This window comes from Verrucomicrobiota bacterium, from assembly GCA_016871495.1.
Classification (GTDB): Bacteria; Verrucomicrobiota; Verrucomicrobiia; order Limisphaerales; family VHDF01; genus VHDF01.
The window spans coordinates 29,643-55,765 of the sequence record VHDF01000025.1 but is presented as its reverse complement, the minus strand read 5'-3'; the positions used below and the strand labels follow the sequence as shown (position 1 = coordinate 55,765).

Genomic DNA, 26,123 nt, shown 5'->3' with positions numbered 1-26,123 from the left:
TCTGGCAAGGCGTCGTTAGGCATGCGCCAAACGTTACCAGCGTAGTCCGGTAAGGACAAGTCATTAGGTTAATGCTTATGGCCCGGTGTCCTCACCGGGCGTCCCGTGCATGAAATAGGCAGGCTAGGTATCTCCGGAGGGGTGCGTTGACATCCCACGGACCGCGCCTAAATTCCGCGCCATGTCATTACCCGCGTCTCCGAACGACATCGTGCTGCGGGGCGTCCGCCACAACAATCTCAAAGGGTTCGACCTCCGCCTCCCCGCCGGCAAACTGATTGTCCTCACGGGATTGAGTGGGTCGGGCAAGAGTTCCCTCGCTTTTGACACTCTTTACGCCGAGGGCCAACGACGCTACGTCGAGACGTTTTCGCCCTACGCCCGCCAGTTCTTCGAGCGCATGGACAAGCCGCGCGTGGATTCCATCGAGGGCATCCCGCCCGCCATCGCCATCGAACAGCGCAACGCGGTCCGCACCACGCGTTCCACGGTGGGCACCATGACCGAAGTGTGCGATTACATGAAGGCGCTCTGGCCGCATGTCTCCACTCCCTTTTGCCCGAGCTGCCGGCGCGCCGTTCGCCAGGACTACCCCAACACGATTTGGCAGGAAATCTCGCCACTCTGGCCCGGAGCGGAAGTGTTGATTCTCTTCGAAGTGCCTTTGGCCAGAGGAATCGAGTTGCGTGAGTGCCTCGGCTGGGTGCGAAAACAAGGTTACCAGCGGCTCTGGTTCAACGGGCACGTCCAGAGGCTGGAAGACCTGGACACGGACGCGGCGGACAGCGCTTCGATGGGGTCCTTGATGCTGGTTCAGGACCGGTTGCGCTTGGTCGAATCCAGCCGGGCGCGCCTGGTCGAAGCCTGCGAACAAGCCTTCCATTTCGGGCGGGGCAAACTTCGTCTGTTGCGACTCGACCCGAGCGGATCAAACGAGGAAAGGAAGTTCAGCCGCGCGCTCGAATGTTCAGGTTGCGGTCGTTCCATCGCCGAGCCGAGCCCATCGCTCTTCAGTTTTAATCATCCGCGCGGGGCATGCCCGCAATGCAAGGGCTTTGGCAGGGTCATCGCGATCGATTATCGCCGCGCCCTGCCGGACCATGGACGAACTCTGCGCCAGGGGGTGGTGAAACCCTGGCTCGGAGGGCACGGACTCGAGTCGCAACGCGATTTGCTCAAGTTTTGCAAGCGGCGCGGCGTCCCGATGGATGTGCCGTTTCGGGAGCTTTCCGCCGAAAATCAGCGTTGGGTGGTAGAAGGCGACCCGGGCTACGGTTCCGACCCGGAGCATGAATGGCCTCACGCCTGGTACGGGGTGAAGGGATATTTTCGCTGGCTCGAGTCCAAATCCTACCGGATGCATTACCGGGTTTTCCTCGCCCGTTATCGCGCCTACGATCCTTGTCCAGCGTGTCAAGGAAATCGATTTCAGCCGGACGCATTGCTCTACCGGATGGAAGGAACGCCGGGCGGGGGAGGCGAAGGCGGAATCACTCTGGCCGATTACTACCGGCTTACGGTGTCCCGGGCGCTGGGACTGGTCCGCCAGTTCACGCTGCCATCGCATTTGGGGCGGGTCGCGGGGGAGAGTTTGCGCACCGTGTGGCGGGAGGTGGAGGCGAGGCTCGCGTTCCTTGAGGAAGTCGGGCTGGGGTATCTCACGTTGGACCGTCCCACCAAGACGCTTTCGGGAGGCGAGACCGAACGGGTCAATCTCACGACGTGTTTGGGAGCGCATCTCGTGAACTCACTCTTCGTGTTGGACGAGCCCAGTGTGGGGCTGCATCCGCGGGACACCGCCCGGCTGGTGCGCATCCTGCGAAGGCTCCGCGATGCGGGCAACACCGTGGTGGTGGTCGAGCACGAGGCCGAAGTGATGCGCGCCGCCGATCATCTCGTCGATCTTGGCCCAGGTCGTGGCGAAGCGGGAGGCCACATCGTTTTTCAGGGAAATTGGGCCGAATTGATGCGGCATCCTGACTCGCTCACCGGCGCTTATCTCTCCGGGCGGGCGCGGATCGGCGGCGGGCGGGCTCGCGTTTGCGCTCGGGAAGATGCCGCTCTGACGGTTCATGTGCGTCACCGACACAATCTGCGCAACGAGCGTTTTCGCTTTCCCCTGGGCAAGCTGGTTTGCGTGACGGGTGTCAGCGGCTCGGGAAAAACCACGCTGATCCAGGACGTCTTGCTGCCTTTGCTCCAGGAAAAATTCGCCGCTTCGTCCGTTGCCCCGGAAACTCCGGGGAGTGGCGAAGGCGGGGAGGAATCCGAGAATCTCGCGGATAGCGCCGAGGATGGACTGGGGGAGGTCCATGGTTGGGAAGTCCTTTCGGGGGTGGTTTGGGTGGATCAATCCGCGCTGGCCCGCACGCCGCGCTCGAATCCTTCAGGCTATGTGGGTGCCTGGGACGACATTCGCCGATTGTTCGCGCTTTCGGATGACGCGGTTCGCGAGGAGCTCGATCTGGGTTCCTTCAGTTTCAATTCGAGCCGCGGCCAGTGCGAGCGCTGCCGGGGTGCGGGTTATGAGAAGGTTGAGATGCAATTCCTGAGCGACCTGTTCATCCGGTGCCCTGCGTGCGAAGGCAAGCGGTTCCGACCGCATGTGCTCAAGGCGCGGGTCAGGCCCTCGAGTTCCCACCCGGGCTGGAACGCGGCCGAAATGCTCGAAGCCACCGTCGATGAGGCCGTTGCGTTCCTTGAACTTTTCGAGCATTGCCGGCCGGCCGCCGCGGCGGCGCGGCGGCTGCTTTTGCTGCAATCCATTGGCTTGGGCTACCTTCGCCTCGGCCAGCCCCTCAACACGCTCTCCGGCGGCGAAAGTCAGCGGCTCAAACTCGTGGGCCACCTTGCCGAGGCCGCGGAAAGGACGGGGGCGGCGCGGAAGCTCCAGCTTGGGGACGAGAATGCGAAGGATCATTCCAGCCCCGCAAGCCAAGCGCCGCTCTTGTTTCTCATCGATGAGCCCACCACCGGGCTCCACTTCGACGACGTCCGTCTGCTTTTGGCGGTGTTGCAAAGGCTGGTGGACGCGGGACATTCCTTGGTCGTGGTGGAACATCATCTGGGTGTTTTGCAGGCGGCGGACTGGATTCTCGATCTCGGTCCTGAAGCCGGGGACGCCGGCGGCCGGGTCGTGGTGGAGGGGCCTCCGGAAGCGGTTGCGGCTTGCCTGGAGAGCCACACCGGACGTGCGCTGCGGGAAGAGCGACGTTCCATTGCGGGCGCATTGGAACGCGCGGACGTGCCGGACTTGGCAGCCGCCATGCCCGCCGCGCTGATGGTTCGCGGGGCGCGCGAGCACAATCTCAAGAACCTCGACGCCGATCTGCCGCGCGATTGCTTTGTCGTGCTGACCGGGGTGAGTGGCTCGGGCAAGAGCACGCTCGCGTTCGACCTCGTTTTCAACGAGGGCCAGCGACGGTTCCTCGACTGCATGAGCGCTTACGCCCGCCAGTTTGTGGAGCGGATGGAGCGGCCCGACGTGGATGCCGTCCTCGGTTTGCCGCCCACGGTCAGCATTGAGCAACGCAACACGCGGGGGGGCGCCAAGAGCACGGTGGCGACTGTTACCGAGGTCTATCATTTTTTGCGGCTGCTGCTGGCTCGTCTCGGTGTGCAACATTGTCCGCAGTGCGGGCATTCCGTGGGCTCGCAGACCCGCGATGAGATCGTGGCCCGGCTCCGCACGGATTCGAAAGCGCGCGGCCCTCTCAAGTTGCTGGCCCCGCTGGTGCGGCATCGCAAAGGTTTCCACAGCCATCTTCCTTCCTGGGCAGCCGCCCGAGGCTACTCCGACTTGCGGGTGGACGGACGCCTCGTTTCCACCCAAGCCGCGCTGCACTTGGACCGCTTTACCGAGCACTCGATCGAGGTCGTGACCGGAACCTGCGCCGCCGGCGGCGGAGCGGGACGGCGGGATGCCATTCGGCTGCGGGGCCTGGTTGAAAGAACCTTGGAACTGGGCGGAGGAACGATGCTGGCTTTGGATCGCAAGGGCCGCGCGAGCATTCATTCCGTTGAGAGGGCTTGCGGCACGTGCGGGCGATCCTTTGAAACGCTTGACCCGAAGCATTTCAGTTACCACTCGCCTCAGGGCTGGTGTCCGCGCTGTCGTGGTTTTGGCGAGCTTTTTTATCTTCCGGAAACCGACCGGGGCGCTCGGGCCGATGCCATCGAGGAATCCTGGTTTCTCTGGCAGGAGGGGAAACGGGAGCCGTGTCCGGACTGTTCCGGGGCCCGGCTCAACGAGGTTGCTCGCGCGGTTCGCCTGCCCTATCAAACGAAAGGGGGGGGCGTCAAAGGGCGCAGTCTGTCCCCCTCCGATCTGGCCTCCTTCACGGTCGAAGGCGCCCTCGATCTTTTTCAGAAGATTCGTTTTCAAGGTAGGGCCGGCCAGGTGGCGCGCGATATTGTGCCCGAGATTCGCGAGCGCCTCCGTTTCATGACCGAAGTGGGGCTGGGCTATCTTCAGCTTGGACGCGCGGCGGGGTCTTTGAGCGGTGGAGAATCCCAGCGTGTCCGGCTCGCGGCCCAATTGGGCTCCAACCTTAGCGGCGTGCTTTATGTGCTGGATGAGCCCACGATCGGTCTCCATTCACGGGACAACGAGCAATTGCTCGCCGCGCTGGCCAGGCTCCGGGCGCGCGGAAATTCCCTGCTCGTGGTCGAACATGACGAAGAAACGATGCGGCATGCCGATCATGTTCTCGATCTCGGTCCGGGAGCAGGCGAGCAGGGCGGGCGCATCGTCGCCCAAGGCACGCTGGCCGATCTCGAAAACAGCGAACACTCGATCACGGGCCAATGCCTGCGCGAAAAACGAGTCATCCCGGCGCGCGGATCACGACGGCAGGTTTTTCCTGAAGCCCGAATCTCAGCCCTGGCGCGGAGGGTCCATGAGTCCTCATCCGCCATGGTCTTGCGCGAAGCGCCCGGTCCCCGCTTCCCGGCTCCGGACGCTCCGGAACCGGGTCATCCCTGGCTGCGGTTGAGAGGTGCGAGCCAAAACAATTTGCGCGATCTCGACGTCGCGTTTCCTTTGGGGCGCTGGACGACTGTCACGGGCGTCAGCGGATCGGGCAAGAGCACGTTGGTAAAGGAGTGCTTGCTCCCCGCCGTTCGCGTTGCGCTGTCCCGATCCGCCAAGCGTCGTCCGATATCCCTGCTTTCAGGCTGGGAGGGGCTGCGGTCGGCCTATGAAGTCGATCAATCCCCCATTGGGCGCACACCTCGATCCATCCCGGCGACGTATGTCGGATTTTTCGATGACATCCGGAAGTTGTTCGCGCTGGCGCCGGAAGCCAAGATGCGCGGATACGGTCCCGGGCGGTTTTCCTTCAACAGTGCCTCCGGACGTTGCGCCGTGTGCGAGGGTTCGGGCCAGATCAAGCTGGAGATGAATTTCCTGCCTCCCGCTTACGCGCGGTGCGAAGCTTGCCATGGACGCCGCTTCACTCCCGAGACGATCGAGGTCCGGTGGCAGGGCAAATCGATCGATCAAGTTCTCGAGCTGACGGCGCGCGAGGCCGTGGATTTCTTCGAGGCTCACCCGCGCATCCGGCGGCCTTTGCAAGCGCTCGTGGATACAGGACTCGGCTATTTGAAATTGGGCCAGACGAGCCCAACCCTCAGCGGCGGCGAGGCGCAACGCCTGAAATTGGTGACGCACTTGCTCGGAGGATTGAAAACCGGGGGTGCGGTTGAAAGCGCGGGGCAGGGCCATCTCTTCGTGCTCGAAGAGCCCACCATCGGCTTGCACATGCTTGATGTGCGAAAACTCGTCGAAGTGCTTCAACGACTGGTGGACGGCGGCCACACCGTCATCGTCATCGAGCACAACTTGGATCTCATTGCCGAATCCGACTGGATCATCGACCTCGGCCCTGAAGGCGGCAGCGGTGGCGGCCGCGTAGTGGCGGCAGGCACGCCCGAGCAGGTTGCTGAGATCAAGACCTCCCACACCGGACGTTATCTCAAGAAGTATTTCGCCGCCCATCGCCGCCGCCAAACCACGCGCGGCCACAAGGTTCCTGCCCGGGCCCGAGCCTGAGAGGTCCCTTTTTCATCACGGGGATCCCCCGGTTCATCCCGTCCAAGCCCTGATTCCCCTCAGGCCGGGAGAAGATTTGTAGAAAGGAGCTAAGGTGCCCCCAGCTCGACCCGCCCAGTCGATGGGGTCGGACGAAGAAAAAAACAAAAACCTCAAAATCCCAAAAACATGAAACTCGTGATTCAACTGTCCCTGGCCGCCTTGGTGGCTGCTTCACTCCCGCTCGAAGCTCAACGCGGACGCCCGCTCGGGGTGACCGTTGGCGACAATCCAAACGCCGAAACCCAAGCGGGTCCTCCCGCTGAAGGAGCCCGCCGCGGACGCCCGCTCGGTGTTACCGTGGGCCGTCCGTCCGACGCAGATTCTGAGAGCGACGCGGCCCGGCCCGGTGGACGTCCCCCGGCGGGGCGCCCTGATCCGGACTCCAGCGCCGAGCGCCTCGCCGGCCTGTATGCCAGCGTCCGCCCGTTCGATGCCAACAGCGATGGCAAGCTCGATGACAAGGAGACCGACGCGGTGGCCAAGGCAATCGTCGAGGGAAAACTCCGACCCGGCGCGCCGAAAGGACGCGGACCCGGAGGACGCCCGGAGGTCAGCGAGGATCGGGCCGGCCACGCCGCCGATCGCATCGCGGAAGGCTACGCGGCGCTGAGCCCGTTCGATAAAAACAAAGATGGCCAGCTCAATGAGGACGAGTCCGCGGCGGTGAAGAAAGCGATCGCCGACGGAACCTTGGATCTCCCGCATCGAGGTCATGGCCGGGGTGGACCCGGCGCACGCGGCCATGAAAAGCCCGAAGGAGGTGTTTCTCATGCGGAGGAGCGCGAAAAAATTCTCGCCACCTACGACACCAACAAAGATGGAAAACTGGATGAGAAGGAACGTGCAGCGCTGAGGGCGGACGTCGAGGCCGGAAAGATTGAACTGCCTGGCCGTCCTGGGCGATCCGGACGCGGACGCGGTCCGGGACGCTAAGGGCTGTTGATGGGGTGCCGGACAACTTCCTGTGGAGTATCCAAGGCCCGCCGAACCGCAAGGTTCGGCGGGCCTCAGCGTTCACCCTGGAAACCGCCATTCCGCAGCGTCGAGAGGCGCAAAAGCTGGAGCGTCGAAGGCCTGCCGAAAATCGAAATGGTTCCGCTGGGTGATCCATCGAGACTTGAGAGAGGCCTTTGCCGCGGAGATCTTGCGAGAGATCGATGCTGATCAAGGGCGGTTTCGGGGTTAACCCGAGCGCATTTCCTTCACGAGCTCAGGAAAGCGGCACTCGCTGCAAACGGCGTCGGTCTTCAGACAGAAATCCCGCAGAATCTGAAGCAGACCTTGCTGTTCGGCCGCGCGTCTCGATTTCCAAGGACAACGCCCTCCGAACAAGCGCAACTCGGCCTGACGCAGCAGGTGATTGGTTCCCGTGGCGGGCAGATTGAAGTAGCCCTCCATAACGCGGTGCGCCATGGGCTCGTTTCCTCCCAGCCAGGCTCGCGCCCACGCCCATGGCAGAACCGCGTTCATGGCCAACTCGGTGATGCGTTCACGCCCCAGCAAACGTTGGGGGAGGTTGCAGGGTCCCGAATCGAGAGACCACTGTTGGTGCCAAAAATTTTCCGTCTCAGGGTCCAGGATCTCGCCCAGGCGGCGAAGTGGGCCTTCTTTCTCATCGCCGCTCAGCGACTGAACCCACGTCTCCACGGCGGAACACAACTGAGGATTGGAGATCCATCCCGCAGCCACCGCCAGCCGGCGTTGGGGATGATTCGAAGGCCGGACCCCGCGGAGTGACCAGGCGCTTCGAGGCAAGGCGATTTCGGAAAGAGAGTCTCGATGCCGCCACCAATGCTGCCAAAGAGCGCGTGCTTTCGAAGCGGCTTGTCCCTCCAATCGGTCCGGTTCCACTGGGAGAAATCCACTCATCCCCAACAGGATGGCTTCGATGGTTTCACGGTCTCTTTCCGGCAAACAAAGCGGCTGCCATTCCGATCGGAGTTCCGCCAGCCGCTTCATCGGCCAAACATTGGCTTTGTATCCCAGGCCCGCGAATAACGCCTCCCAGAGGGCCTGTTCCCAGCCCACGGTCCGGGATCGAGCTGTGATGGCTTGGGCTTTGGCCTGGCAGCGAACCGCCGCCGCTTCGCGGAGTAATGCTCGAGCTTGCGATTCATCGAGCGTGGCCAGAGGTCCCTGGCATTTTCCGGCCATGCACGCGGGATGTTCCGGCGCTTCGACCAACCACCGCCGCAACTCTTCCAGAGGCGAATCCAGGAGGGGTTTCAAAACCAGAGTGGCCGGATGGCTCGGCGCCCGCGCGGACGAGGGTTCACTCCAGATCACGTGGAGGACGACGCGTTTGTAGAGCGGGTTCTGTTGGTGGCCGTGGCCCATCCAACTGGACGCTTCGAGATCGATCTCGACATCTCCGGAGAACGGAGGTTGCTGCTCGAATCGCACCAGGGCCTTTTGGAAATCGGGCCCCGCGGCTCGATTCCAGAATCCGGGATGCAGGACCTGGACGCGGCGGCCGTCGGTCAAGCGCACCGAATCACGGTCGAATCGCTGGTGAAGCCAGATCTGCTGGAGCAGCAGTTCCGAGGGTGGGGCGCTCGCTCGATCTTCGCGGAGGATGCTATTCGCCGCACGCCCAGCGTGAAGAAAACGCGCATAGACACTCAACTCAATCGGGAAACCATCCACCTTGGGAGGAAGTTTCGTGCTACCGGACGTTCGCTGTCAAGGCATGACGCGTTGAACCCCGGCCATTCTCATTTTGGGGAGCGCGGCTGGGTCGGAGACCAGCCGCAGCGCGCGGACACATCGGAAGACTCCAGATTTTTCAACCTCCTGCGGCGGGCCGATGGACGACCCAGCGCGCAGGCTTGCCCAGCCTGCGGGGCGACGAAGGGACCAGACGCGTGGAGATCATGGAAGGGCCTTGTTCTTCACCCGCCGGGCCGTCGGCGATACGTCAGGCTGGGCAGCCTGCGCCACAGTGCAGACAACTTGCGGCATGCGCCACCACCTGCCCCGGGTCAAGTTTCGCGCTTTCATTCAGGGCGGTTTCACGATAACTGGATTCATGTCTTCTCATTGTTCGACCCTTCGTGGGAATGCCGTCGCCTGGCTGGCGTTGAGACACCTCGTCGCCGTCGGCAGTCTGGTCGCGGTCGCAAGCCTCGAAGCGGCCGTCGTCTCGTTGCCGGGGCATCGTTTCACCGTGCCCGATGGCTTCACGGTCGAGCGCGTGGCAGGCCCGCCCCTGGTGGATCGCCCGATCCACTTCGATTTCGACGACGAAGGCCGCCTTTATGTCGCGGATTCGTCGGGATCCAACGCCAAGGTGGAGAAGCAACTGGCCGAGAAACCGCACCGGTTGGTCCGGCTCGAGGACCGCGACGGCGATGGTGTCTTTGACCATTCGACCGTGTTTGCCGGCGAAATGATGTTTCCCGAGGGCATGATGTTCTATGACGGCTCGGTCTATGTCGGAGCGCCGCCCAGCATTTGGAAATTGACGGACACGGATGGCGACGGCCAGGCCAACACGCGGAATGAGTGGTACCGTCCCGGCACCTTGACGGGTTGCGCCAATGACTTGCACGGGCCTTACCTCGGCTTGGATGGCCGGATTTACTGGGCGAAGGGGGCGTTTGCGCGCCAGCGTCACGAACGATCGGGGCGGGCTCCGCTGATCACCCGTGCCGCCCATTTGTTTCGCACCAAACCCGACGCGACGGACCTCGATGCGGTCATGACGGGCGGCATGGATAACCCGGTGGAAGTGGCGTTTCTCCCCAACGGCGAACGCTTCTTCACCACCACCTTCGTGCATCAGCCCGAAGCCGGGAAACGGGACGGCGTGGTCCATGCCATCTATGGCGGACTCTACGGGAAGGTGAATGATGTGCTCGACGATCACCCGCGCACGGGTGATCTGCTCCCCGTCATGGTCATGTTTGGGCCGGCCGCGCCCGCGGGCTTGATGCGCTACGAATCCCCGGCCTGGGGGGCTGACTATCAGGACAATCTTTTCGCAGCTCTTTTCAATTTGCACAAGGTGACCCGCCATCAACTTGTTCCTGAAGGCTCCACGTATCGTGCGGTGACGGAGGACTTTCTTGTTTCCGACAATGCCGATTTCCACCCCACCGACGTGATGGAGGACGCGGATGGCTCGGTGCTGGTGGTGGACACAGGAGGATGGTACAAAATCTGTTGCCCGACTTCACAATTGGCCAAGCCGGATGTGCTTGGCGCCATTTACCGCGTGCGCCGGATCGGGAGCTCCGCTCCTGCCGATCCACGCGGCAAGAACATCGGTTGGAATAATCTGCACGCGGCGGGGTTATCGGCTCTTTTGGGAGATCCGCGTCCTGCCGTCCGACGGCAGGCGGTGCATCGGTTGGGGAAGATGGGCGCGCGCGCGGTGCCCGCATTGCGAAGCGTGGTGGCGAGTGGATCTTCCGCCCCTCGGGGCACTGGAATCGAGGCGCGGCGGCAAGCGTTGTGGTCCCTGGCCCGAATCGAAACCGACGCCTCCATGGAAGCGGCCAGGATCGGCTTGGAGGATCCGTCGCGAGACGTGCGGCATGTGGCGGCGCATGTGGCGGGATTGTGGAGGGATCGTCAGGCCGTTCCCGCGCTGCTCGCGCTCTTGCGCCCGTACGAACCCGCACTGTGCCGGGTGGCGGCGGAAGCTTTGGGACGCATCGGTGACGCATCCGCCGTTCCTGCGCTCCTGGAAGCGGCGGGGCATCCCATGGACCGCATGCTCGAGCATTCCCTGATTTACGCCCTGATCGAGATCGGGGACCGTCAGGCCACGCTGCCAGGATTGCGCGCGGGCGCTTTGGGAACGAAGAAAGCCGCTCTCATCGCCCTGGACCAAATGAAGGCGGGGGGAGTTGGAGTGGAGGAAGTGCTGCCGTTTCTCGGCGCCGAGACCGTGAAGGAAACGGCCGCCTGGATTCTGGCGCGGCATCCGGAATGGGGCGAAGCCATCGCTCGACACCTGCGCCTGGCCTTGCGCAATCCCGACTTGAACGGGCCGGATCGAAACGAACTGGAAGGCTTGGCAGGAAAACTGGCTGGGAATCCATCCATTGCCGAGTTTCTCCAAGCCTTGGCCGCATCAGAAAATTCCTTGGAGAAGGCCAGCGGGCTTCTGGGCATGAGCCGGGCGAGCATGAAAGAGATGCCGAAAGGATGGCTGGATGAAGTCCTGCGGAGTTTGAAGACCGGTGGGCGGGAGGCAAAGCGGGCGGCGCTGAGGGCGATTCGGCAGTTGCCCCCGAGCAAAGCGGATGCGGCTCGCGCGGCCACCGCCTTGCGCGACTTCGCCACCCAGACCCGTGAAGAGGAGGAGCTGCGGCTCGAAGCGCTCGCTCTGGCGCCGGGAGGTTTGAACTCCGTGCCCGAGGCGTTATGGCACTTTCTGAAGCACCAGATCGATCCCACGCGGGCCGCCATGACGCGGGGCGTCGCGGCTCAGATCGTCGGACGGGCGAAATTGCAGCCGGAACAATTGCTCGAACTGGCTTCGCTCATCGAGAACGCGGGACCCATGGAAATCGGGCGCTTGCTCGGCGCGTTCAGCCAGGCGCCGGAGGAAAAATCGGGCCTGGCCCTCCTGGAATCCTTGAACAAGTCGAAGGGGTTGGCGGCGCTGCGTCCGGAACAGATTCGCACCCCTCTCACGAAGCATCCCGCGTCCGTGTTGGAAAAAGTGGAGGAACTCGCGAACCGGATGGACGAGACCGCGGCCGAACAACGCAGCCGACTCGAAAAGATTCTGCTGGAAATGAAGGGCGGGGATATCCGCCGCGGACAGGCCATTTTCAACGGTGCCAAGGCCGCCTGCGCTTCCTGCCACTCGATGGGTTACCTGGGAGGCAGGTTTGGTCCGGATCTGACCCGCATCGGAGAGGTTCGCAACGAGCGTGATTTGCTGGAATCGATCGTGTTTCCCAGCGCGAGTTTTGTGCGCAGCTACGAGCCCTTGATCGTGGCGACAAAGTCTGGCGAATTGCACACCGGCCTGCTGTTGCGGGACGCGGACACGGAAGTCGTCGTGGGAACGGGCCCGGATGCCTCGGTGCGCATCGCGCGGGTGGACATTAACGAGATGCGGCCGGGCGCAGTTTCGTTGATGCCTCAAGGACTGGAGGAACAGCTTTCGCGGCAGGAATTGGCGGATTTGCTGGCGTTCCTGAAAAACACCCGTTGGGGAGCGCAATAGAAACGCGACTCGCCCTGACCTGGCGCGGCGCGTCCGCTTGCCTTGAGGACGGCGGCTGAACCCCGCCCTGGCGAAGGATCGAACCCGGATGGACTTAACACCTCTTCGTGACCTGGCCCTGGCCGCACTCGGAGTTGGGTTTGCGTTCGTGGCCTCACCCACGACCGCGCTGGCCGCGAATGCGCCGGCCGGGCTCGAATCCGGTTCGAGGATCCTCCGCGAGGATTTTGCGTCCGATCCTCAGCTCCGGAACTGGATTTCGTTCGGAGCAAGCGAACTGTTTCGCTGGAACCAAGCGGCGCAGCGTCTCGACGTCACCTGGAACTCTGGAAAGCCCAACAGCTACTTTCGACTGCCCTTGGGTACGGTGCTCACGCGCCAGGACGATTTTAGCGTCGAGTTGGATCTCACCTTGAATCATATCAGCGCGGGAGGGGGTGCGGACAAGCCCGGGACTTTTCAGATCGCCTTCGGATTCCAGAAGCGTCTGGACGCGGAGAAGCCGGAGTTTGTGCGGGGGGCCGGGGATCGTTCTCCGAATCTGGTCGAGTTCAATTTCTTTCCAGACACCGGATTCGGTCCGACCGTCTGGCCCGCGGTGGTTTCGTCGCGTGGCCGCTTCAACTACAACAACGCGGGCGATTTCAGCCTGTTTGATCTTCCGGTCGGTGTCCCCCTGCGCATCGTCTTGCGGTATGCCTCGAGCGAGGAAACTGCCTCGATCCTGGTCACGACCAACGGCGTCCCCGTGGGGCCGGTGGCTGACGCGCCTCTGAGCCCAACCTTCACCGGTTTCGAACTGGATACCCTGTCGATCAGCAGTTACAGCGACGCCGGCCAAAGCCCGTTCCTGCCCGGATCCATCCTGGCGCAAGGTGAACTCGACAATGTGACCGTCACCATTCCGCCTCCGCCCATTCAAGACGAATCCGGTGCGATCGTCGATGGACGCTGGGAGCAAACCCTGACCAGCCGCCCCGGCTGGGAATACACACTGGAGGCCACAGTGGACTTCGCCTCGTGGAAGGCAGTCTCCGCACCCAAGCCGGGTTCAGGGGGATCGATTCGGCTTCGCGATCTCTCGGAGAGCGCGGGTTCATTTCGATTTCTGCGGGTGAAAGCCGTGCGGCTTCCCTAACTTCAGAGACACCACCTTCGCCCCCGGCCTCCGCATGTCCAAAGTCCTCCCCGAAGAACGCATTTCAGAAGCTGAGGCCCGGTTCGAATCGTCCCGGCGCCGCGTGGGACGCTGGCTCGCGCCACTGCTCGGACTCGTCGTTTACGCGATGCCTTTGCCTGGACTCGATCCCGGCGCCCATCGTCTGCTGGCGATTCTGGCCTGCGTCGTCGTCGCATGGATGACGGAAGCGTTGCCACTTGCGGTCACCGCGATGATCGGAGTAGCCGCGGGTGTGCTGTGCGGGGTCGCCCCCGCCCGCGAGGCGTTCAAGGGTTTCGGAGATCCCGTGTTGTTCATCTATTTGGGCGGGTTCCTGCTCGCGGAGGCAATCGTCCTGCATGGATTGAACCGGCGTCTGGCGTTGCGGCTGCTGAGCGTGCCGGGACTCTCCTCAACGCCCGCGCGCGTCCTGGCGGCCTACGGCGTCGTCACCGCCATGCTCAGTATGTGGATCAGCAACACCGCCACGACCGCCATGATGCTTCCCATCGGGCTCGCTTTGCTCAGCCAAATGGGTCAAGACCGAGCCAAGCCTTCCACCTACGCCGGCGCTTTGGTCCTAATGACCAGCTTCGCTTCCTCCATCGGCGGCATGGCCACGCCGGTCGGCACCCCTCCGAATTTGATCGGACTGGGTCAGATCGAACGTCTTCTCGGCGTCAAAGTAGGGTTTTTTGAATGGATGATGTTCGGAGTGCCCCTCGCGGCTTTGCTCATGGCGGGACTGGTTTGGCGGCTGGGACGAAGCGCCGCCGCCGCGACTCCTTCCTCTTCGGATTCGAGCCTGACAGGTCAAGCCAATCCGGCCTTGGCCTTGTCCGCGGCGCTTGTGCCGATGACGCGAGGCGAACGCAATGTGGTGTTCGCATTTGCCTTCACGGTATTGCTCTGGGTCCTGCCGGGTGCCGCCCTTTTGATTCTCGGTGCCGAATCCGGCTCGGTGAAATGGCTGCAGTTGCGATTGCCCGAAAGTGTGGCCGCGTTGCTCGGAGCGGGTTGGCTCTTTCTGCTGCCCGCTTCTGACCACCGCGGACCGGCGATGACCCTGGAGTGGCGTCATGCTGCGCGCATCGATTGGGGAACCCTCATTCTCTTCGGGGGCGGTCTGTCCCTGGGCGAGATGATGTTTTCCACCGGACTCGCCCGCTGGGTGGGCGAAAGCCTGGCTGGCTTGTTTCAGGTCCGCACCGAGTTCGGTTTGATCGTGCTGTTCACCGCGACCGCCATCGTCGTCAGCGAAACCACCAGCAATGCCGCCAGCGCGACCATGATCGTGCCCGTCGCCATCGCGGTGTCACAAGCCGCCGGGGTTCCTCCCCTGGCGCCGGCGCTGGCCGCTTGCCTCGGGGCTTCCCTCGGTTTTATGCTCCCGGTGAGCACCCCGCCCAATGCGATCGTCTATGGATCCGGAAAAGTCCGCATTCAACACATGGCCCGGGAAGGGCTCCTGCTCGATCTCGCGGGATTCGTGGTCATCGTGGCCGCGGCTGCCTGGTGGATCCCGGTGGTGATCAAAGCCAAATTATGAGGAGGCGCGGCTCCAACGCGTCGATTAACCTAGGTCGAAAGGTTCATGGTGAAATCAATTGCCCTGGCCGTAGGCGCGCATCCGGACGACATCGAGTTTAAGATGGCGGGCGCGCTTCTGTTGCTGCGCGAAGCCGGGTGGGACACGCACTACTGGACGCTGTCCTCAGGCAACTGTGGCAGCCAGACGCACGGCCCCGCCGAAACCGCCCGTCGAAGGCGTCTCGAGGCCCGCCGCGCCGCCGGCATCCTGGGCGCAAGGTGGCACGCGCCTCTCTGCCGGGACCTTGAAATCATTTATGATGTCCCGCTGCTGCGTCGCGTGGCCGCGAAAATCAGGGAGATCCAGCCCTCGATCATCCTCACGCATCCGCCGGTCGATTACATGGAAGACCATACCGAGACCTGCCGGCTGGTGGTGACGGCCGCGTTCGCACACGCCATGCCGAATTTCAAGGTCACCCCCGCGCGCCCCATTTACCAGGGAGACGTGGCTGTCTATCACTGCCTTCCCCACGGCCTCTGCGATCCTCTTCGCCGCCCCGTGCGCCCAGACTTTTTCATCGACACCACCTCCTTTCGCGAAACGCTGCGCGCTTCCCGCATCGCTCACGCCAGCCAGTTCGATTGGCTGAAACAAAGCCAGGGCATGGATTCCATGATCCGGTCCATCGAGGCGGAATCCTTCCGGGTCGGGAAGATGTCTGGAAAATTCCGCCAGGCTGAAGGGTGGTGGCGGCACGCGCACGCGGGATTCGGGTCGGAAAAGTTCGATCCCCTGCGCGTCGCTGCCGGAAAACGCTGCACCTCCGCCCGACGGTCCACTTGACCCGCTGCATGTCAAAATCATGGGATGTCATCGTGCTGGGATTGGGAGGCATGGGAAGTGCCGCGCTGCGGCATTTGGCCCGGCGGGGACGCCGCGTGTTGGGCCTGGATCGATACCATCCTCCCCACGGCTTCGGCTCCAGCCACGGTCGCACGCGCGTGATCCGGCAATGCTATTTCGAAGGATCAGCCTACGTCCCCCTCCTCTTGCGCGCTTATGAATTATGGCGGGAACTCGAGCAGGAATCCGGCGCGCGCCTTCTCGAATTGTGCGGCGGGTTGATGATGGGCGCCCCGGATTCCGAGGTCGTGTCTGGAAGCTTGAGCAGCGCGCGGGCTCATGGATTGCCCCACGAACTCCTGGACGCGGCGGCGATCCGCCGGAGGTTCCCCCAATTGTCAATGCCCGAATCCACCGTGGCCCTTTGGGAACCCCACGCGGGTTTGGTCTTCAGCGAGCACGCTATCGCCGCGCATCTCGACTCGGCCCGGCGGGCCGGCGCCTCCACGCTATTTGAAACGGTCGTCGAGGAATGGACCGCTTCCCCTGGCGGCGTTCGCGTCCGCACCGCGCGCGGCGAATTCGAAGCCGAACAGTTGATCGTCACGCCGGGGCCCTGGGCGCCGGACGCGCTGGCCGGTCTCGGCCTTCCTTTGCAAGTGGAGCGCCAGGTGTTGTATTGGTTTCAGCCCGATCGCGGGACAGACGATTTTGTCCCGGGACGGTTTCCGGTTTACATCTGGCAAAGAGACGAAAAGGTGCAGCCTTACGGTTTTCCCTCGGTTGATGGCGGGGAAGGAGGAGTCAAAGTCTCCTTTTTTCGCGCGCCGGAAACGAACTATTGCACTCCGGACACGGTGGATCGTCTTGTCTCGGAGGCCGAAGCTAGCCGCATGCGCGAAGTGGTGCGAGAATACTGTCCGGCCCTGGCGGGCCGTTTGGTTCACGCCGTGGTGTGCATGTACACGTTGACCCCCGATCTCCACTTCATCGTCGGCCAACATCCCGCGCACGCGAATGTGACGCTTGCCGCAGGGTTTTCGGGCCACGGCTATAAGTTCTGCAGCGTCATGGGTGAAGTGCTCGCCGATCTCGCCCTCCAGGGAAGAACCTCGTTCGACCTCGCCCTGTTTTCTCCCGCCAGATTCCCCCCAACACCGAACACCGCCTGCTTGAAGGAGGAAAGGAGTCCGTGATGAAACACCCCTCCGCGCCCGCCCAACCCGCTCCACGCTGGACTCGCCCTTCCGGAAGGGATTCTCGAGACACGCTTTGGCTCACCGTTTCGCATGGATGGTGGCTTTTCCTGCTGTCCGCCTCCGTCCTGCGCGCTGATTTCCAGGGCTCGTCCCATTTGATCGGCATCGATGATCCGCCGGTGAGCTATGCCAAGACCCAGGCTGTGGATCCCATCGCCCGGTTGCAGCGGAAAATCGATGCCGGGGAAGTCACGTTGCGAAAGGATCCAAAGTATGGATATTACCCATCCCTGCTGGAATTCCTGAACATCCCCGTCTCCTCGCAGGTGCTGGTCTTCTCGAAAACATCCTTCCAGCGCGACCGCATCTCAGCCAGCTCTCCCCGAGCTGTGTATTTCAACGACGACGTCTATGTCGGATTCGTCAAGGGATCCGAGATCATGGAGGTTTCGTCGGTGGATCCGCAACTCGGAGGCGTGTTCTACACGCTCGATCAGTCCTTGCCGAAGCCGAAATTCGTCCGCAACGACCAGTGCCTCGAATGCCACCAGTCCGCCAAGACCATGGGCTCGCCGGGACACCTGGTGCGCTCCTTCGTCACGGAGGAATCCGGACAACCCGATCTCAACACGGGAGTTTCCCAGGTGAATCATCGCACGCCTTTTCAAGAGCGCTGGGGCGGATGGTACGTGAGCGGCCAGCACGGCAAACAAATCCACCGGGGAAATCTCCTCGGCGCGAAGGAGGTGCTGCGGAACGAAAAGGAACCCAATTTCAGGGCGAACTTGGATTCCCTTCGGAATCTCTTCGACACTTCCGCCTACCTGCTCGACACCAGCGACGTGGTGGCTTTGATGATTCTCGAGCATCAATCGCACATGCACAACTTTCTGACGCGCCTGAACCACAGCGCGCGCATCGCCCTCAGCCAGTATGGTCACGTTCGCTATCTGAAATCCCCGGTGGAGGCTTTTCTCCGATACTTGTTCTTCGTGGAAGAAGCTCCGTTGACGGATCGCGTCTCCGGCTCGCCGGAATACGCGCGCGCCTTTCAAGCCCGCGGGCCCAAGGATTCCAAAGGCCGGTCGCTGCGTGAATTGGACCTGCGCACCCGGCTTTTCAAGTACCCGTGCAGCTATTTGATTTACTCGGGGGCTTTCACCCAGTTGCCCGCGCCGTTGAAGGACCAGATCTATGCACGCATGCTGGACGTGCTCACGGGCGCTCATCCGGCACCGGAGTACGCTGCGCGGCTCGCCCCGGAAACGCGGCAGGCCATCCTTGAGATCCTCGTGGAAACCCAACAGGATCTGCCCGCCGCCTGGCGCGCGGAAGTCGAGAAAGGATCCAAGCTGAAAGCATCTTATGCGCGTTGAGATCGTTCACCTTTTTGCCTCTCCGGGGCACAACTTCGTCGGGCATTACGGCCAAAAACCCGGCACTCATCCCATGGACGATCGCGACGCCGTCGAGTGCGTGGCCGGACGGGGCATCCGCGGGGACCGCTACTTCGAAAAGCAGCCCGGGGGGGAAGGGCAAGTCACGTTTTTCGCTTTCGAGGTGCATGAAGACCTGTCCATCCGCCTTGCCATGGAACCCGTGGCGCCCTCTGTTTATCGGCGAAATATCGTGGTTCGAGGGGTGGATTTGAACGCCCTTATTGGACGCCGCTTCGAAATGCAAGGCGTGGAATTTGAGGGCACCGAGGAGTCGAAGCCCTGTCTTTGGATGGATCAAGCCTTCGGTCCAGGCGCCAAGGAAGCCTTGCGAGGTCGAGGCGGCTTGAGAGCCAGGGTGCTGCGGGGCGGAACCCTCAAGAAAGGTTGGAGCGATTTGCGGCTCTTGGGCGAACAACCCATGGAACGTGCAGCATCCTAGCTGCATTTTTTGCATTCCCCGGGACCAGCCTCGAGACTCCTGACCTGACGCGGAATCAGGTTGAGCCCACTGGGCGGTCGATGAGGCGGAGGTCGCAAGAATCGTTTCGGTTGAGGTGAGCAAGCCGATGCGCGTCAGAGCGAATGGTGGGCCACGGAATGGGCGATGCCCAAAGCGACGGAGTCGCACATCCAATCCCAAAGGGATTGTGTCCTCCAGCCCAAGGTTGCGAGGAACGAGCTACCTTGGGTTGCCGTTTGGAGTTCAATTCAACCGCAACGCGGTTGTGGCTTTACGCCGCCAAACGGAAATAGGATTTCGTCACAACCCCGTTGGGGTTGGTATCCATTGGCGAACTGAGCCTCGAAGGTTGACGGTCAACCGGAGCCAACCCGTCGGTTTGATGTTTCCCCGACTGATTATGATGGGGACTGGCAGAGCCGCGAGCATCGAAAATGGCCCGATGGGAAAGAAGAAAGCCAGCCCGCTCAAGACCGCGGTGGTGGTGGGAGCCATCCTGATCCTCGTGGTCGCGGTTTTGCTGATCGTGGCCAACTGGGATGGGATATAGGATAGGCTGCTCCCGCCGGGAACAGGAAAGTAGCGGTTCGTTCGGAATGCGATCCACTCTGGCAGGAGCTCTGTATCAAACGCGGACTTGCGACAATCGAAGACGAGTCCCCAGAATCAGGGGCGTCGCTCACAGCTTGCCGACCGCGCCCCTCGGTCCTACGGTTCCTCATCCTTCCGCGCTCGCCATTCCATGAAGTCTTCAGCCATTCGCGTCACCGCCACTCTCCTTATCTCCGGCACATTCGCCGGTGCGGCGGCTGACGCCTTCGGAGTCTTCAAGTCCGAGGACCGCGGTCGATCATGGAGACGGTCGGACGACGGATTGCCGGAACGCTCTCGCATCAACGCATTCGGTTCCGCGAAGGGCATTCTGTTCGCGGGAACGGACTCTGGTGTCTTCACCTCGATCGATGAAGCGCTCAGTTGGCGGCCCGCCAAAGTAGCAAGCGCAGCGCCGGGCCGCGTCATCTCGTTCGCTAGCTTGGGGCGGAGAGTGCTGGCGGGCACCGATGGCAACGGACTGTGCGTATCCTCGGACGGGGGCGCATCATGGACTCTCGATCGAGCATTTCCTTCCCCGAAGGTGCGTAGTTTGTGCGTCCATGACGGCAAAGTTTACGCCGGCACCGATGCTCACGGTGTGTTTCACTCCACGGACGCCGGCCAGTCCTGGACTCCACTCTCGACCGGACTTCCCCGGCACGCGCAAGTTTTCGCCTTATCGGCAGCCAGAGGGGAATTGTTTGCGGGACTCTACAGCCGGGGGCTCTACGGCTGGGATCCGGAGAAACGATCGTGGCACAAGACCGGATCGGTGACCCCACTCGCGCTGGTCAGCATCGAGGATACCCTGATCGCGGGACACAATCCCGGCGGCATTAGTTGGAGTTCGGATTGGGGTGCCACTTGGTCGAAGGGCATGGCTGAAGGAAGCTCGGCCGAATTTTCAATTTCCTTTCCCGGCGTCCATTCCCACGCGCTCTCGAACGACGCCCCGGTCTGGGAACTTGGATCAGGCGGCAACCTAGTTTTTGCCGGAGCTTCCGCCGGGATCTACTACTCGCAAAACCAAGGCCGGACATGGACGCTCGCTCAAGGCGGACTTCCGGCGGGAAGTCCGGGCATCGCGTTCATAGTGAACGAGAAATTTGTCCTCGCCGGTGTGCTCATCAAAGGGAGCCAGAGCGAACTCAAACCGCCGGCCCAAGCAACGAGTGCGGATGTTCGTGGAGAATAAACCTGGAAACGGCAATGGATCAGCATCGATCCATCGCAAGATCTCGGCAGCGCGCGGCCAGGTCGGAAGACTCCAGATTTTTCAACGTGCTGCGGCGGGTCGAAGGACGACCCAGCCTCGCTCCGGGGCAAATGAGGACGACTGTGAAACATCGGACAAGAGCTGAACTTGGAGTGAACTCCTTCGCTCCGGCCGGCCCGATGAATTTCAGTTTCGCCGCCATACGCGGTAGAACCGGTAGGGCGACCCGGCTGGCGAGGGATCCGTCAGGCGCAAGACGGCGCCCCCGGATTCCTGGGTGACGACCGGTGCCCAGGAGACAAGGTCTTCCGAAACTTCGAGAACATAGGCGCGTCCAGGCTGCGCCGAATGCTCGATCATCGGACGCCGAATTGAACCGGCAAATCGAAACGCGTCGCCAGACACCAACAACCGTCCATCCGGCAACGCCCGCATGCCTTTCATAGTTCCCCCTCGCGCTCCAAACGCTGCACACCCGAGTAAAGTGCCTCGATGCCTGCCAAGCTTCTTGCAACCACGGATACACTTCACGGATAGACCGGTCCGCCGGTCATGCCCATCCGGCCGTCACCAAAAGGCCCAGTGGGCTCCTCCAGAGTAAACCAAATAGTTCGTTTTCCATAGCGCGGCGCTGCGCCAAACCACCGCGCCGTCCAGCGTGCAGAGGTTTCCGCCGGCGGCGCCGAAATGTTTTGGATTCTTTCCACCGGAAGGAAAGATGCCCGTTCCCTTGAACGGCCCCTTCCGAACCTGGCCTCGCGGTCCATGCGGCACCGTCACCCAGTTGGCATTCCACACGTTCTGATCGGAAAAAAGCACGAGCTTCGGATCTTCGCTGAGCTTTTGCGGAGATACCCATCCACAATCGGGCGGCATCTTTTTTCCACCGTGATAATTGTAACCGATATAATATCCGATGCCCGTTTGGTATCGGCTGTCCGGTTTGTCCGTCGTGCCGGGGTAGTGCACCGGGTAGAGATTCGGGCAGTCGAACACCTTGTCTCCGAATTGATTGCTGACGTAGCGATACATGAATGTTTCGATGCTCAAGGTGTAGGAATCATTGGCGTCACGGATGCCTTTGAACACCTTGTCGTCGAAATCGAGCCCGTAGAGGTGAGTGGCCAATCCAAGCTGTCGCAGGTTGCTCACGCAGTTGGATCGTTTGGCCTTCTCTTTCGCCGCGCTCAGCGCGGGCAGCAGCATCCCCGCAAGGATGGCGATAATGGCAATGACGACCAACAGCTCGATCAAGGTAAAAGCGGCAACGGATCGCGCCAGAGCAGGAGTCTTTGTTTTTGAGTTCATAGGGATGCGCTGGAAGAGCAGTCCTCACGGGGCGGAAGCCGGGAGGAACCAAGAATGGCACCGTACGGGCGGATTACGGCGGATGCGTCTCCCGCAGGCTGGAGCTGCACACGCCGGGCCGGGGCGGGGAACGAAATGCCGGCACCCATGTAACGGACCTGGGGCATATCGGCAGTTTTGGGAAAGGATGGAAGACCGTCAATTTGAAACCTCTCACCTTGCCACCTCCCCGTGCACCCGAAGTGGTCCGTCGTGTGGCGCAGGCTGCCCAGCCTGGCGTATCGCCGGCGGCTCGTCGCCCCGCAGGCTGGGCAGCCTGAGCCAGAGGCGCGACATCGTGAAGGGTCTCAAACCAAGCCGGCTCTCATGAGGCCTCCGGTGATCCTGGCCTTGGCAAGTCTTCACCATGTTCAACTGCCGTTGTCAGGTCGAACCGTCAAATGGCATCCATGACCTCCGGATCCTCGGCCAATGCCCTCAACTGCTCGTGCTGCGGCGTGGGATAGCGCACCCCTCCGCCGAGGATCAACTGCAGATCCTCCCAATTGAGATGCTTGGTTTGCTCGATGTTCTGTGTCCCCAATCACAGGGCGGCCGTCGGCGGCGGAGTTTGCGTCCGCGCTCGATCACTTGGTCGGGGAATAATCAGTCGCGACCAGGAACAGGGACTTGACCCCTCCCGGGGCCGTCAAGGAACCCCCCGCTTTCTCCTCCGACGCCTTCCGTGCCGCCACCCAATCCGGATCCTCGCGGAATGACTTGAACGACGCGTCCGCCGCCGCCTTGCTCGCGTGGCCCAAAATGTAAAGAAGGGTTTTGTCCGCGTCCTTTTGATCCGGCATCAAGTCCCAGTAGGCGAAGTTCGTCATGCCGTGCTTGGCGAACAGCTTGACCGTGTGGTTGCGGAAGCGGGCATTGAGCCCGGCCAAATTGCCTGGGGACGCCGTGTAAGTGCGCAACTCGAAGACGCGCGGACCGCTCGCGACCGCCTTGATGGAGGGCGAATAGTCCGTGGCAGTCATGAAGAAAGTTTCCACCTTGGCCACAATCGGTCCGTTGGCCTCCGTTTTCTTGGCGACTTCCTTCCATTCGGGATCGGCGACGAACGCCTTCCAGGATTGCTCTCGCGCTTCGCGGCTGGGATAGGCGAGGATGAAGACGAGTTTGTTTTCGGTGTTGTCCATCGGCACCCAATAACCGATGGATTCCATGCCGTGTTTCGCGAACAGTTTGAGGGTATGATTGCGGAAACGGGCGTGCAGATCGTCGAGTTTTCCCTGCGGGGAGTAGTAGACGCGCATTTCGTAACACCGGGTGTCCGCGGCAGCGGCGGCTTGGGGGGAGAAATTGGAAAGAGTCATGGCAAGGACCGCAAGAGTGAACAGGGCTTTCATGGGCCGGACCCTCGCATTTTCCCCCGCGTTTGGCAAAAGGAACGTTGACGCGGAAGCACTGCAGGGGAATGAAAAAGGGTGACCCGGTTGGCGCCGCGGTCTTCAGGCCGCTTTGATGTTCAACCGCCAAGCGCCTTTTTCGGCGCACCTCGACCCTGCTGAATTGCCGTTTTCAGCAAAAGAACTCCGCCGGGCCGGGGTGCGGAATGGTGAGTAACTTGAGCAACAAGTTCGTCGGGAGGTTTAACGAAGTTCGCGGTAGAGGATGTCTTTGAATTGAACCGTCATCGGTTCGCCGGAGCGCAACTGCAAACCGAGGATCCCGTTGAGATCGAAGTGCCCCGACTCCTGGTCGATCAGTTCGGAGCACTTCACACCATTGATGCTCAGGGTGATGGTTTGGCCCTTGGCGATGATGTGATACTCGTTCCATTCGCCCGCGGGTTTCATGGATGCGGTGACCCCGAGATCGGTGGCTGTCCGTTTGCCGGAGGCGTCGATGACGGTCCGCTTGCCGTTGGCCGTGAGCAACTCCGGCCCTTTCCGCGTGTGCAGTTCGTCGCAAACACCCCCCAGATAAGGGCCGCTCTGATAAATGTCGGCCTGATACCCGACCGCCAGGCCGTCCGGACGAATCACGCTGCGGAACTGGATGCCCGAGTTGCACCCGTTCCCGGTGGCTCGAAACTTGAGCTTCAGTTCGAAATCGGACACCTCGCCCCCCTGCCACACGAGGAATTGATTGGTCCGGCAGGGATGGGTCGGTGTGGACTGCCCCGTGATGGCTCCATCCCGCACCGACCAGTAACTCATGTCCAACGCCTTCCAGCCCTTGAGCGATGTGCCGTCAAAGAGCGAACAGAATTCGGATGCGGATACGCCGGCGGCCATGAAGAGAGCGAGGATGATGGCGAAGCGATAAGATTTCATGCGAGGGCCTTTGTTGGAACGGCAATCGATTCGTGGATGGAAGGGTAATGGGTTCTTTTAGGATTCGAGACGTAGATTATCCCAAGCCAAGGGCCTGTGAAAAGCCGCAAACGTGCGTCGGCCCGGATCCCGTGCCTCCATAGGTTGTCGGTGATGCGCGCAATACCGCCGGGGCGCGGCGTTCACGCCGGTTCAAGAGGTGTCTTCAAAGGGGCAGGGCAGCTTCAACGGGCAAGAGTGCTGCCAGGGGCGAAGGCATCCACCCAGGGCGGGCCATGGAATGGGAGGAGATCGCCGCGGCCGATGGGCGCGAGCGGCAGCGCCGTGATCGGCGCGCCCCGACGACTTGCGGATGCGCTGAGCCGGTAATCCTCCTGACCAGCCAAATCCCAGAGCAGGGCCTCGCGGTCGAGCAAGTCTTCTCCCTCTCCTCCATGAGAATGGAGGAGAGGGCTGGGGAGAGGAGTCGCGTCTGGCGGGGTGGGCGTGAAGCCCCTCTCCCTGGCCCTCTCCCCGCTCGTTCCTCGCGGGGCGAGGGAAACACTCTGCGCTGGGCCAGGCTGTGGTGCCGCCGGCAGCTCCAGATTCCACACGTTCATGCCGTGCGTCCGATCCTTAGCGACGTATGGGTCTTCGATCAACCGATGCGCGAGCGATGTCTTGCCCACCGCCCCTTCGCCGAGCCACACGACCTTGGGGTTGACGGAGCGACGCGTAGGTTCGGCAGGCGGAGCGGCGCGGACGGCGGTGAGGCAAAAGACGTAAATTGCATGGTGCGGATTCGCAGAGCCGACTCACAGTCGCGAAGCGTTCGGGCTGAAGGTGACCGAGATGGGCACGACGTAACTTTCCTCGGGTTTGAATACCTGTCGGCACGCCCCCGACCTCCAATCCCAGAGCCGAACCGTGCATCCCGAAGTCGTCTGTCATGTGGCGCAGGCTGCCCAGCCTGCCGTATCGCCGACGGCCCGTCGGCCCGGCGAGTGAAGAACGAGGCCCTTCCATGCTCTCCACGCGCCTGGTTCGCTTCGTCGCCCCAGGTTGGGCAGCCTGGACATCAGCAGACAGTGCTGTCTGCGTGACCACGACAACCCGGTCACCGACAATCTCTGGAGGCACCGTAGTGCTCGCGCCGCTCGAGCAAGAACTGGCGAAAGGGCCGGGTTCAGGCTACGGTGTGGGGAACCGCGACGATATGAAACCTGTTCCCTTTCTCGTTTTCATTGGAGCTGTCTGTTTGTTGGGGGGGGTGACGGTATGGCAAGGGGTTCAGGGAGCGAGCCGCAACCGAGGAATTTCCAGCCTCCAGGCGGAACTCGAACGGCAGCGGGCTGCGACAGAGGATCTGGGCCAGCGGTTGGGAGTGGCGGAAGCGGAGAGAGCACGCCTCGAATCGGTGGAGACCGGGATGGTCTCCAACCACAATGCGCGGCTGGCCGAGTTCCAGGCCACCTCGCGATTGCGGGACTCGGCGGAACGTGAGCTGCAATCCTCGAAAACGCAGAACGAGCGCTATCAAGCGGCGCTCGCCACGGCGACGGAGAAATTGCAGCGCCAGAACGAGGACATCCATCGTCTCAACGAAGAACTCAAGCGTCTGGCTGGAGAACGCAACACACTGATCGAGCGTCATAATCGCGTCGCCCAAGAGTTCAATGAGCTCACCAAGAAATGGAACGCGCAGCAAAAGGAGCTCGCTCGAATCAACGCCGCCGTTGAGGTTGGAAAATCCACGCCATGAACCACGGAGCGATGTCCGCCCATCC

The 26,123-nt window shown here is 62.1% G+C and carries 15 protein-coding genes and 1 pseudogene; 11 read left to right on the top strand and 5 right to left on the bottom strand.

All coding sequences use genetic code 11. From position 1 onward, the window contains the following. Nucleotides 1-181: 181 nt before the first annotated feature. Complete coding sequence (uvrA, locus tag FJ404_07870) at nt 182-6,052, top strand: excinuclease ABC subunit A (protein MBM3822785.1); 5,871 nt, start codon at nt 182-184, stop codon at nt 6,050-6,052. A gap of 168 nt (nt 6,053-6,220) precedes the next feature. Then, nucleotides 6,221-7,027, top strand: a complete 807-nt coding sequence (locus FJ404_07865; protein MBM3822784.1) for a hypothetical protein — start codon at nt 6,221-6,223, stop codon at nt 7,025-7,027. A 249-nt stretch (nt 7,028-7,276) separates the two neighbouring features. Here the strand turns inward: FJ404_07865 and FJ404_07860 are convergent, their stop codons facing one another. Beyond that, a complete protein-coding gene (locus tag FJ404_07860) occupies nt 7,277-8,740 on the bottom strand; it encodes a DUF2851 family protein (GenBank protein MBM3822783.1) in 1,464 nt (487 codons plus the stop codon). 160 nt (nt 8,741-8,900) lie between these two features. Between FJ404_07860 and FJ404_07855 the strand changes: the two genes are divergently transcribed. The 8 genes from FJ404_07855 (at nt 8,901) to FJ404_07820 (ending at nt 20,704) form a co-directional block, all read left to right on the top strand. Further along, the gene (locus FJ404_07855) at nt 8,901-12,281 is read left to right on the top strand and encodes a dehydrogenase (protein ID MBM3822782.1); all 3,381 of its coding nucleotides are present in this window, start codon (nt 8,901-8,903) and stop codon (nt 12,279-12,281) included. An 88-nt stretch (nt 12,282-12,369) separates the two neighbouring features. Next, the gene (locus FJ404_07850; GenBank protein ID MBM3822781.1) at nt 12,370-13,419 is read left to right on the top strand and encodes a hypothetical protein; all 1,050 of its coding nucleotides are present in this window, start codon (nt 12,370-12,372) and stop codon (nt 13,417-13,419) included. Nucleotides 13,420-13,453: 34 nt separating this feature from the next. Continuing rightward, nucleotides 13,454-14,989: an SLC13/DASS family transporter gene (locus FJ404_07845; protein ID MBM3822780.1), complete on the top strand. Its 1,536-nt coding sequence runs from the start codon at nt 13,454-13,456 to the stop codon at nt 14,987-14,989. Nucleotides 14,990-15,034: 45 nt separating this feature from the next. After that, nucleotides 15,035-15,817, top strand: coding sequence for an LmbE family protein (locus FJ404_07840; GenBank protein MBM3822779.1), 783 nt, complete (start codon nt 15,035-15,037; stop codon nt 15,815-15,817). A gap of 8 nt (nt 15,818-15,825) precedes the next feature. Further along, nucleotides 15,826-17,013 carry an N-methyl-L-tryptophan oxidase gene (solA, locus tag FJ404_07835; protein ID MBM3822778.1) on the top strand — a complete coding sequence of 396 codons (1,188 nt, stop codon included), beginning with the start codon at nt 15,826-15,828 and terminating at the stop codon, nt 17,011-17,013. Further along, nucleotides 17,013-18,392: a hypothetical protein gene (locus FJ404_07830; GenBank protein ID MBM3822777.1), complete on the top strand. Its 1,380-nt coding sequence runs from the start codon at nt 17,013-17,015 to the stop codon at nt 18,390-18,392. Before solA ends, FJ404_07830 begins: the two co-directional genes overlap by 1 nt. Beyond that, nucleotides 18,382-18,894, top strand: a complete 513-nt coding sequence (locus tag FJ404_07825) for a molybdenum cofactor biosysynthesis protein (GenBank protein MBM3822776.1) — start codon at nt 18,382-18,384, stop codon at nt 18,892-18,894. Before FJ404_07830 ends, FJ404_07825 begins: the two co-directional genes overlap by 11 nt. Before the next feature lie 763 nt (nt 18,895-19,657). Then, on the top strand, nt 19,658-20,704 hold the full coding sequence (locus FJ404_07820; protein MBM3822775.1) for a hypothetical protein: 1,047 nt from the start codon (nt 19,658-19,660) through the stop codon (nt 20,702-20,704). A 207-nt stretch (nt 20,705-20,911) separates the two neighbouring features. On the opposite strand, the gene FJ404_07815 is transcribed toward FJ404_07820, so the two are convergent. From FJ404_07815 to FJ404_07800, 4 genes and pseudogenes are all read right to left on the bottom strand, one after another. After that, nucleotides 20,912-21,169: a hypothetical protein gene (locus FJ404_07815; protein MBM3822774.1), complete on the bottom strand. Its 258-nt coding sequence runs from the start codon at nt 21,167-21,169 to the stop codon at nt 20,912-20,914. Between the two features lie 642 nt (nt 21,170-21,811). Beyond that, nucleotides 21,812-22,033 (bottom strand): annotated as a pseudogene (locus FJ404_07810) (type II secretion system protein). Nucleotides 22,034-22,659: 626 nt separating this feature from the next. Then, nucleotides 22,660-23,427 carry an NIPSNAP family protein gene (locus FJ404_07805; protein ID MBM3822773.1) on the bottom strand — a complete coding sequence of 256 codons (768 nt, stop codon included), beginning with the start codon at nt 23,425-23,427 and terminating at the stop codon, nt 22,660-22,662. Between the two features lie 243 nt (nt 23,428-23,670). Next, nucleotides 23,671-24,357, bottom strand: coding sequence for a DUF1080 domain-containing protein (locus FJ404_07800; GenBank protein ID MBM3822772.1), 687 nt, complete (start codon nt 24,355-24,357; stop codon nt 23,671-23,673). A 1,123-nt stretch (nt 24,358-25,480) separates the two neighbouring features. On the opposite strand from FJ404_07800, the gene FJ404_07795 reads away from it, so the two are divergent. Continuing rightward, nucleotides 25,481-26,098 carry a hypothetical protein gene (locus FJ404_07795; protein ID MBM3822771.1) on the top strand — a complete coding sequence of 206 codons (618 nt, stop codon included), beginning with the start codon at nt 25,481-25,483 and terminating at the stop codon, nt 26,096-26,098. Nucleotides 26,099-26,123: the final 25 nt, after the last annotated feature.

Coding starts and splice junctions, on each gene's coding strand:
- uvrA (MBM3822785.1), top strand. CDS start 182: ATGTCATTACCCGCGTCTCCGAACGACATCGTGCTGCGGGGCGTCCGC.
- FJ404_07865 (MBM3822784.1), top strand. CDS start 6,221: ATGAAACTCGTGATTCAACTGTCCCTGGCCGCCTTGGTGGCTGCTTCA.
- FJ404_07855 (MBM3822782.1), top strand. CDS start 8,901: ATGGACGACCCAGCGCGCAGGCTTGCCCAGCCTGCGGGGCGACGAAGG.
- FJ404_07850 (MBM3822781.1), top strand. CDS start 12,370: ATGGACTTAACACCTCTTCGTGACCTGGCCCTGGCCGCACTCGGAGTT.
- FJ404_07845 (MBM3822780.1), top strand. CDS start 13,454: ATGTCCAAAGTCCTCCCCGAAGAACGCATTTCAGAAGCTGAGGCCCGG.
- FJ404_07840 (MBM3822779.1), top strand. CDS start 15,035: ATGGTGAAATCAATTGCCCTGGCCGTAGGCGCGCATCCGGACGACATC.
- solA (MBM3822778.1), top strand. CDS start 15,826: ATGTCAAAATCATGGGATGTCATCGTGCTGGGATTGGGAGGCATGGGA.
- FJ404_07830 (MBM3822777.1), top strand. CDS start 17,013: ATGAAACACCCCTCCGCGCCCGCCCAACCCGCTCCACGCTGGACTCGC.
- FJ404_07825 (MBM3822776.1), top strand. CDS start 18,382: ATGCGCGTTGAGATCGTTCACCTTTTTGCCTCTCCGGGGCACAACTTC.
- FJ404_07820 (MBM3822775.1), top strand. CDS start 19,658: ATGAAGTCTTCAGCCATTCGCGTCACCGCCACTCTCCTTATCTCCGGC.
- FJ404_07815 (MBM3822774.1), bottom strand. CDS start 21,169: ATGAAAGGCATGCGGGCGTTGCCGGATGGACGGTTGTTGGTGTCTGGC.
- FJ404_07805 (MBM3822773.1), bottom strand. CDS start 23,427: ATGAAAGCCCTGTTCACTCTTGCGGTCCTTGCCATGACTCTTTCCAAT.
- FJ404_07800 (MBM3822772.1), bottom strand. CDS start 24,357: ATGAAATCTTATCGCTTCGCCATCATCCTCGCTCTCTTCATGGCCGCC.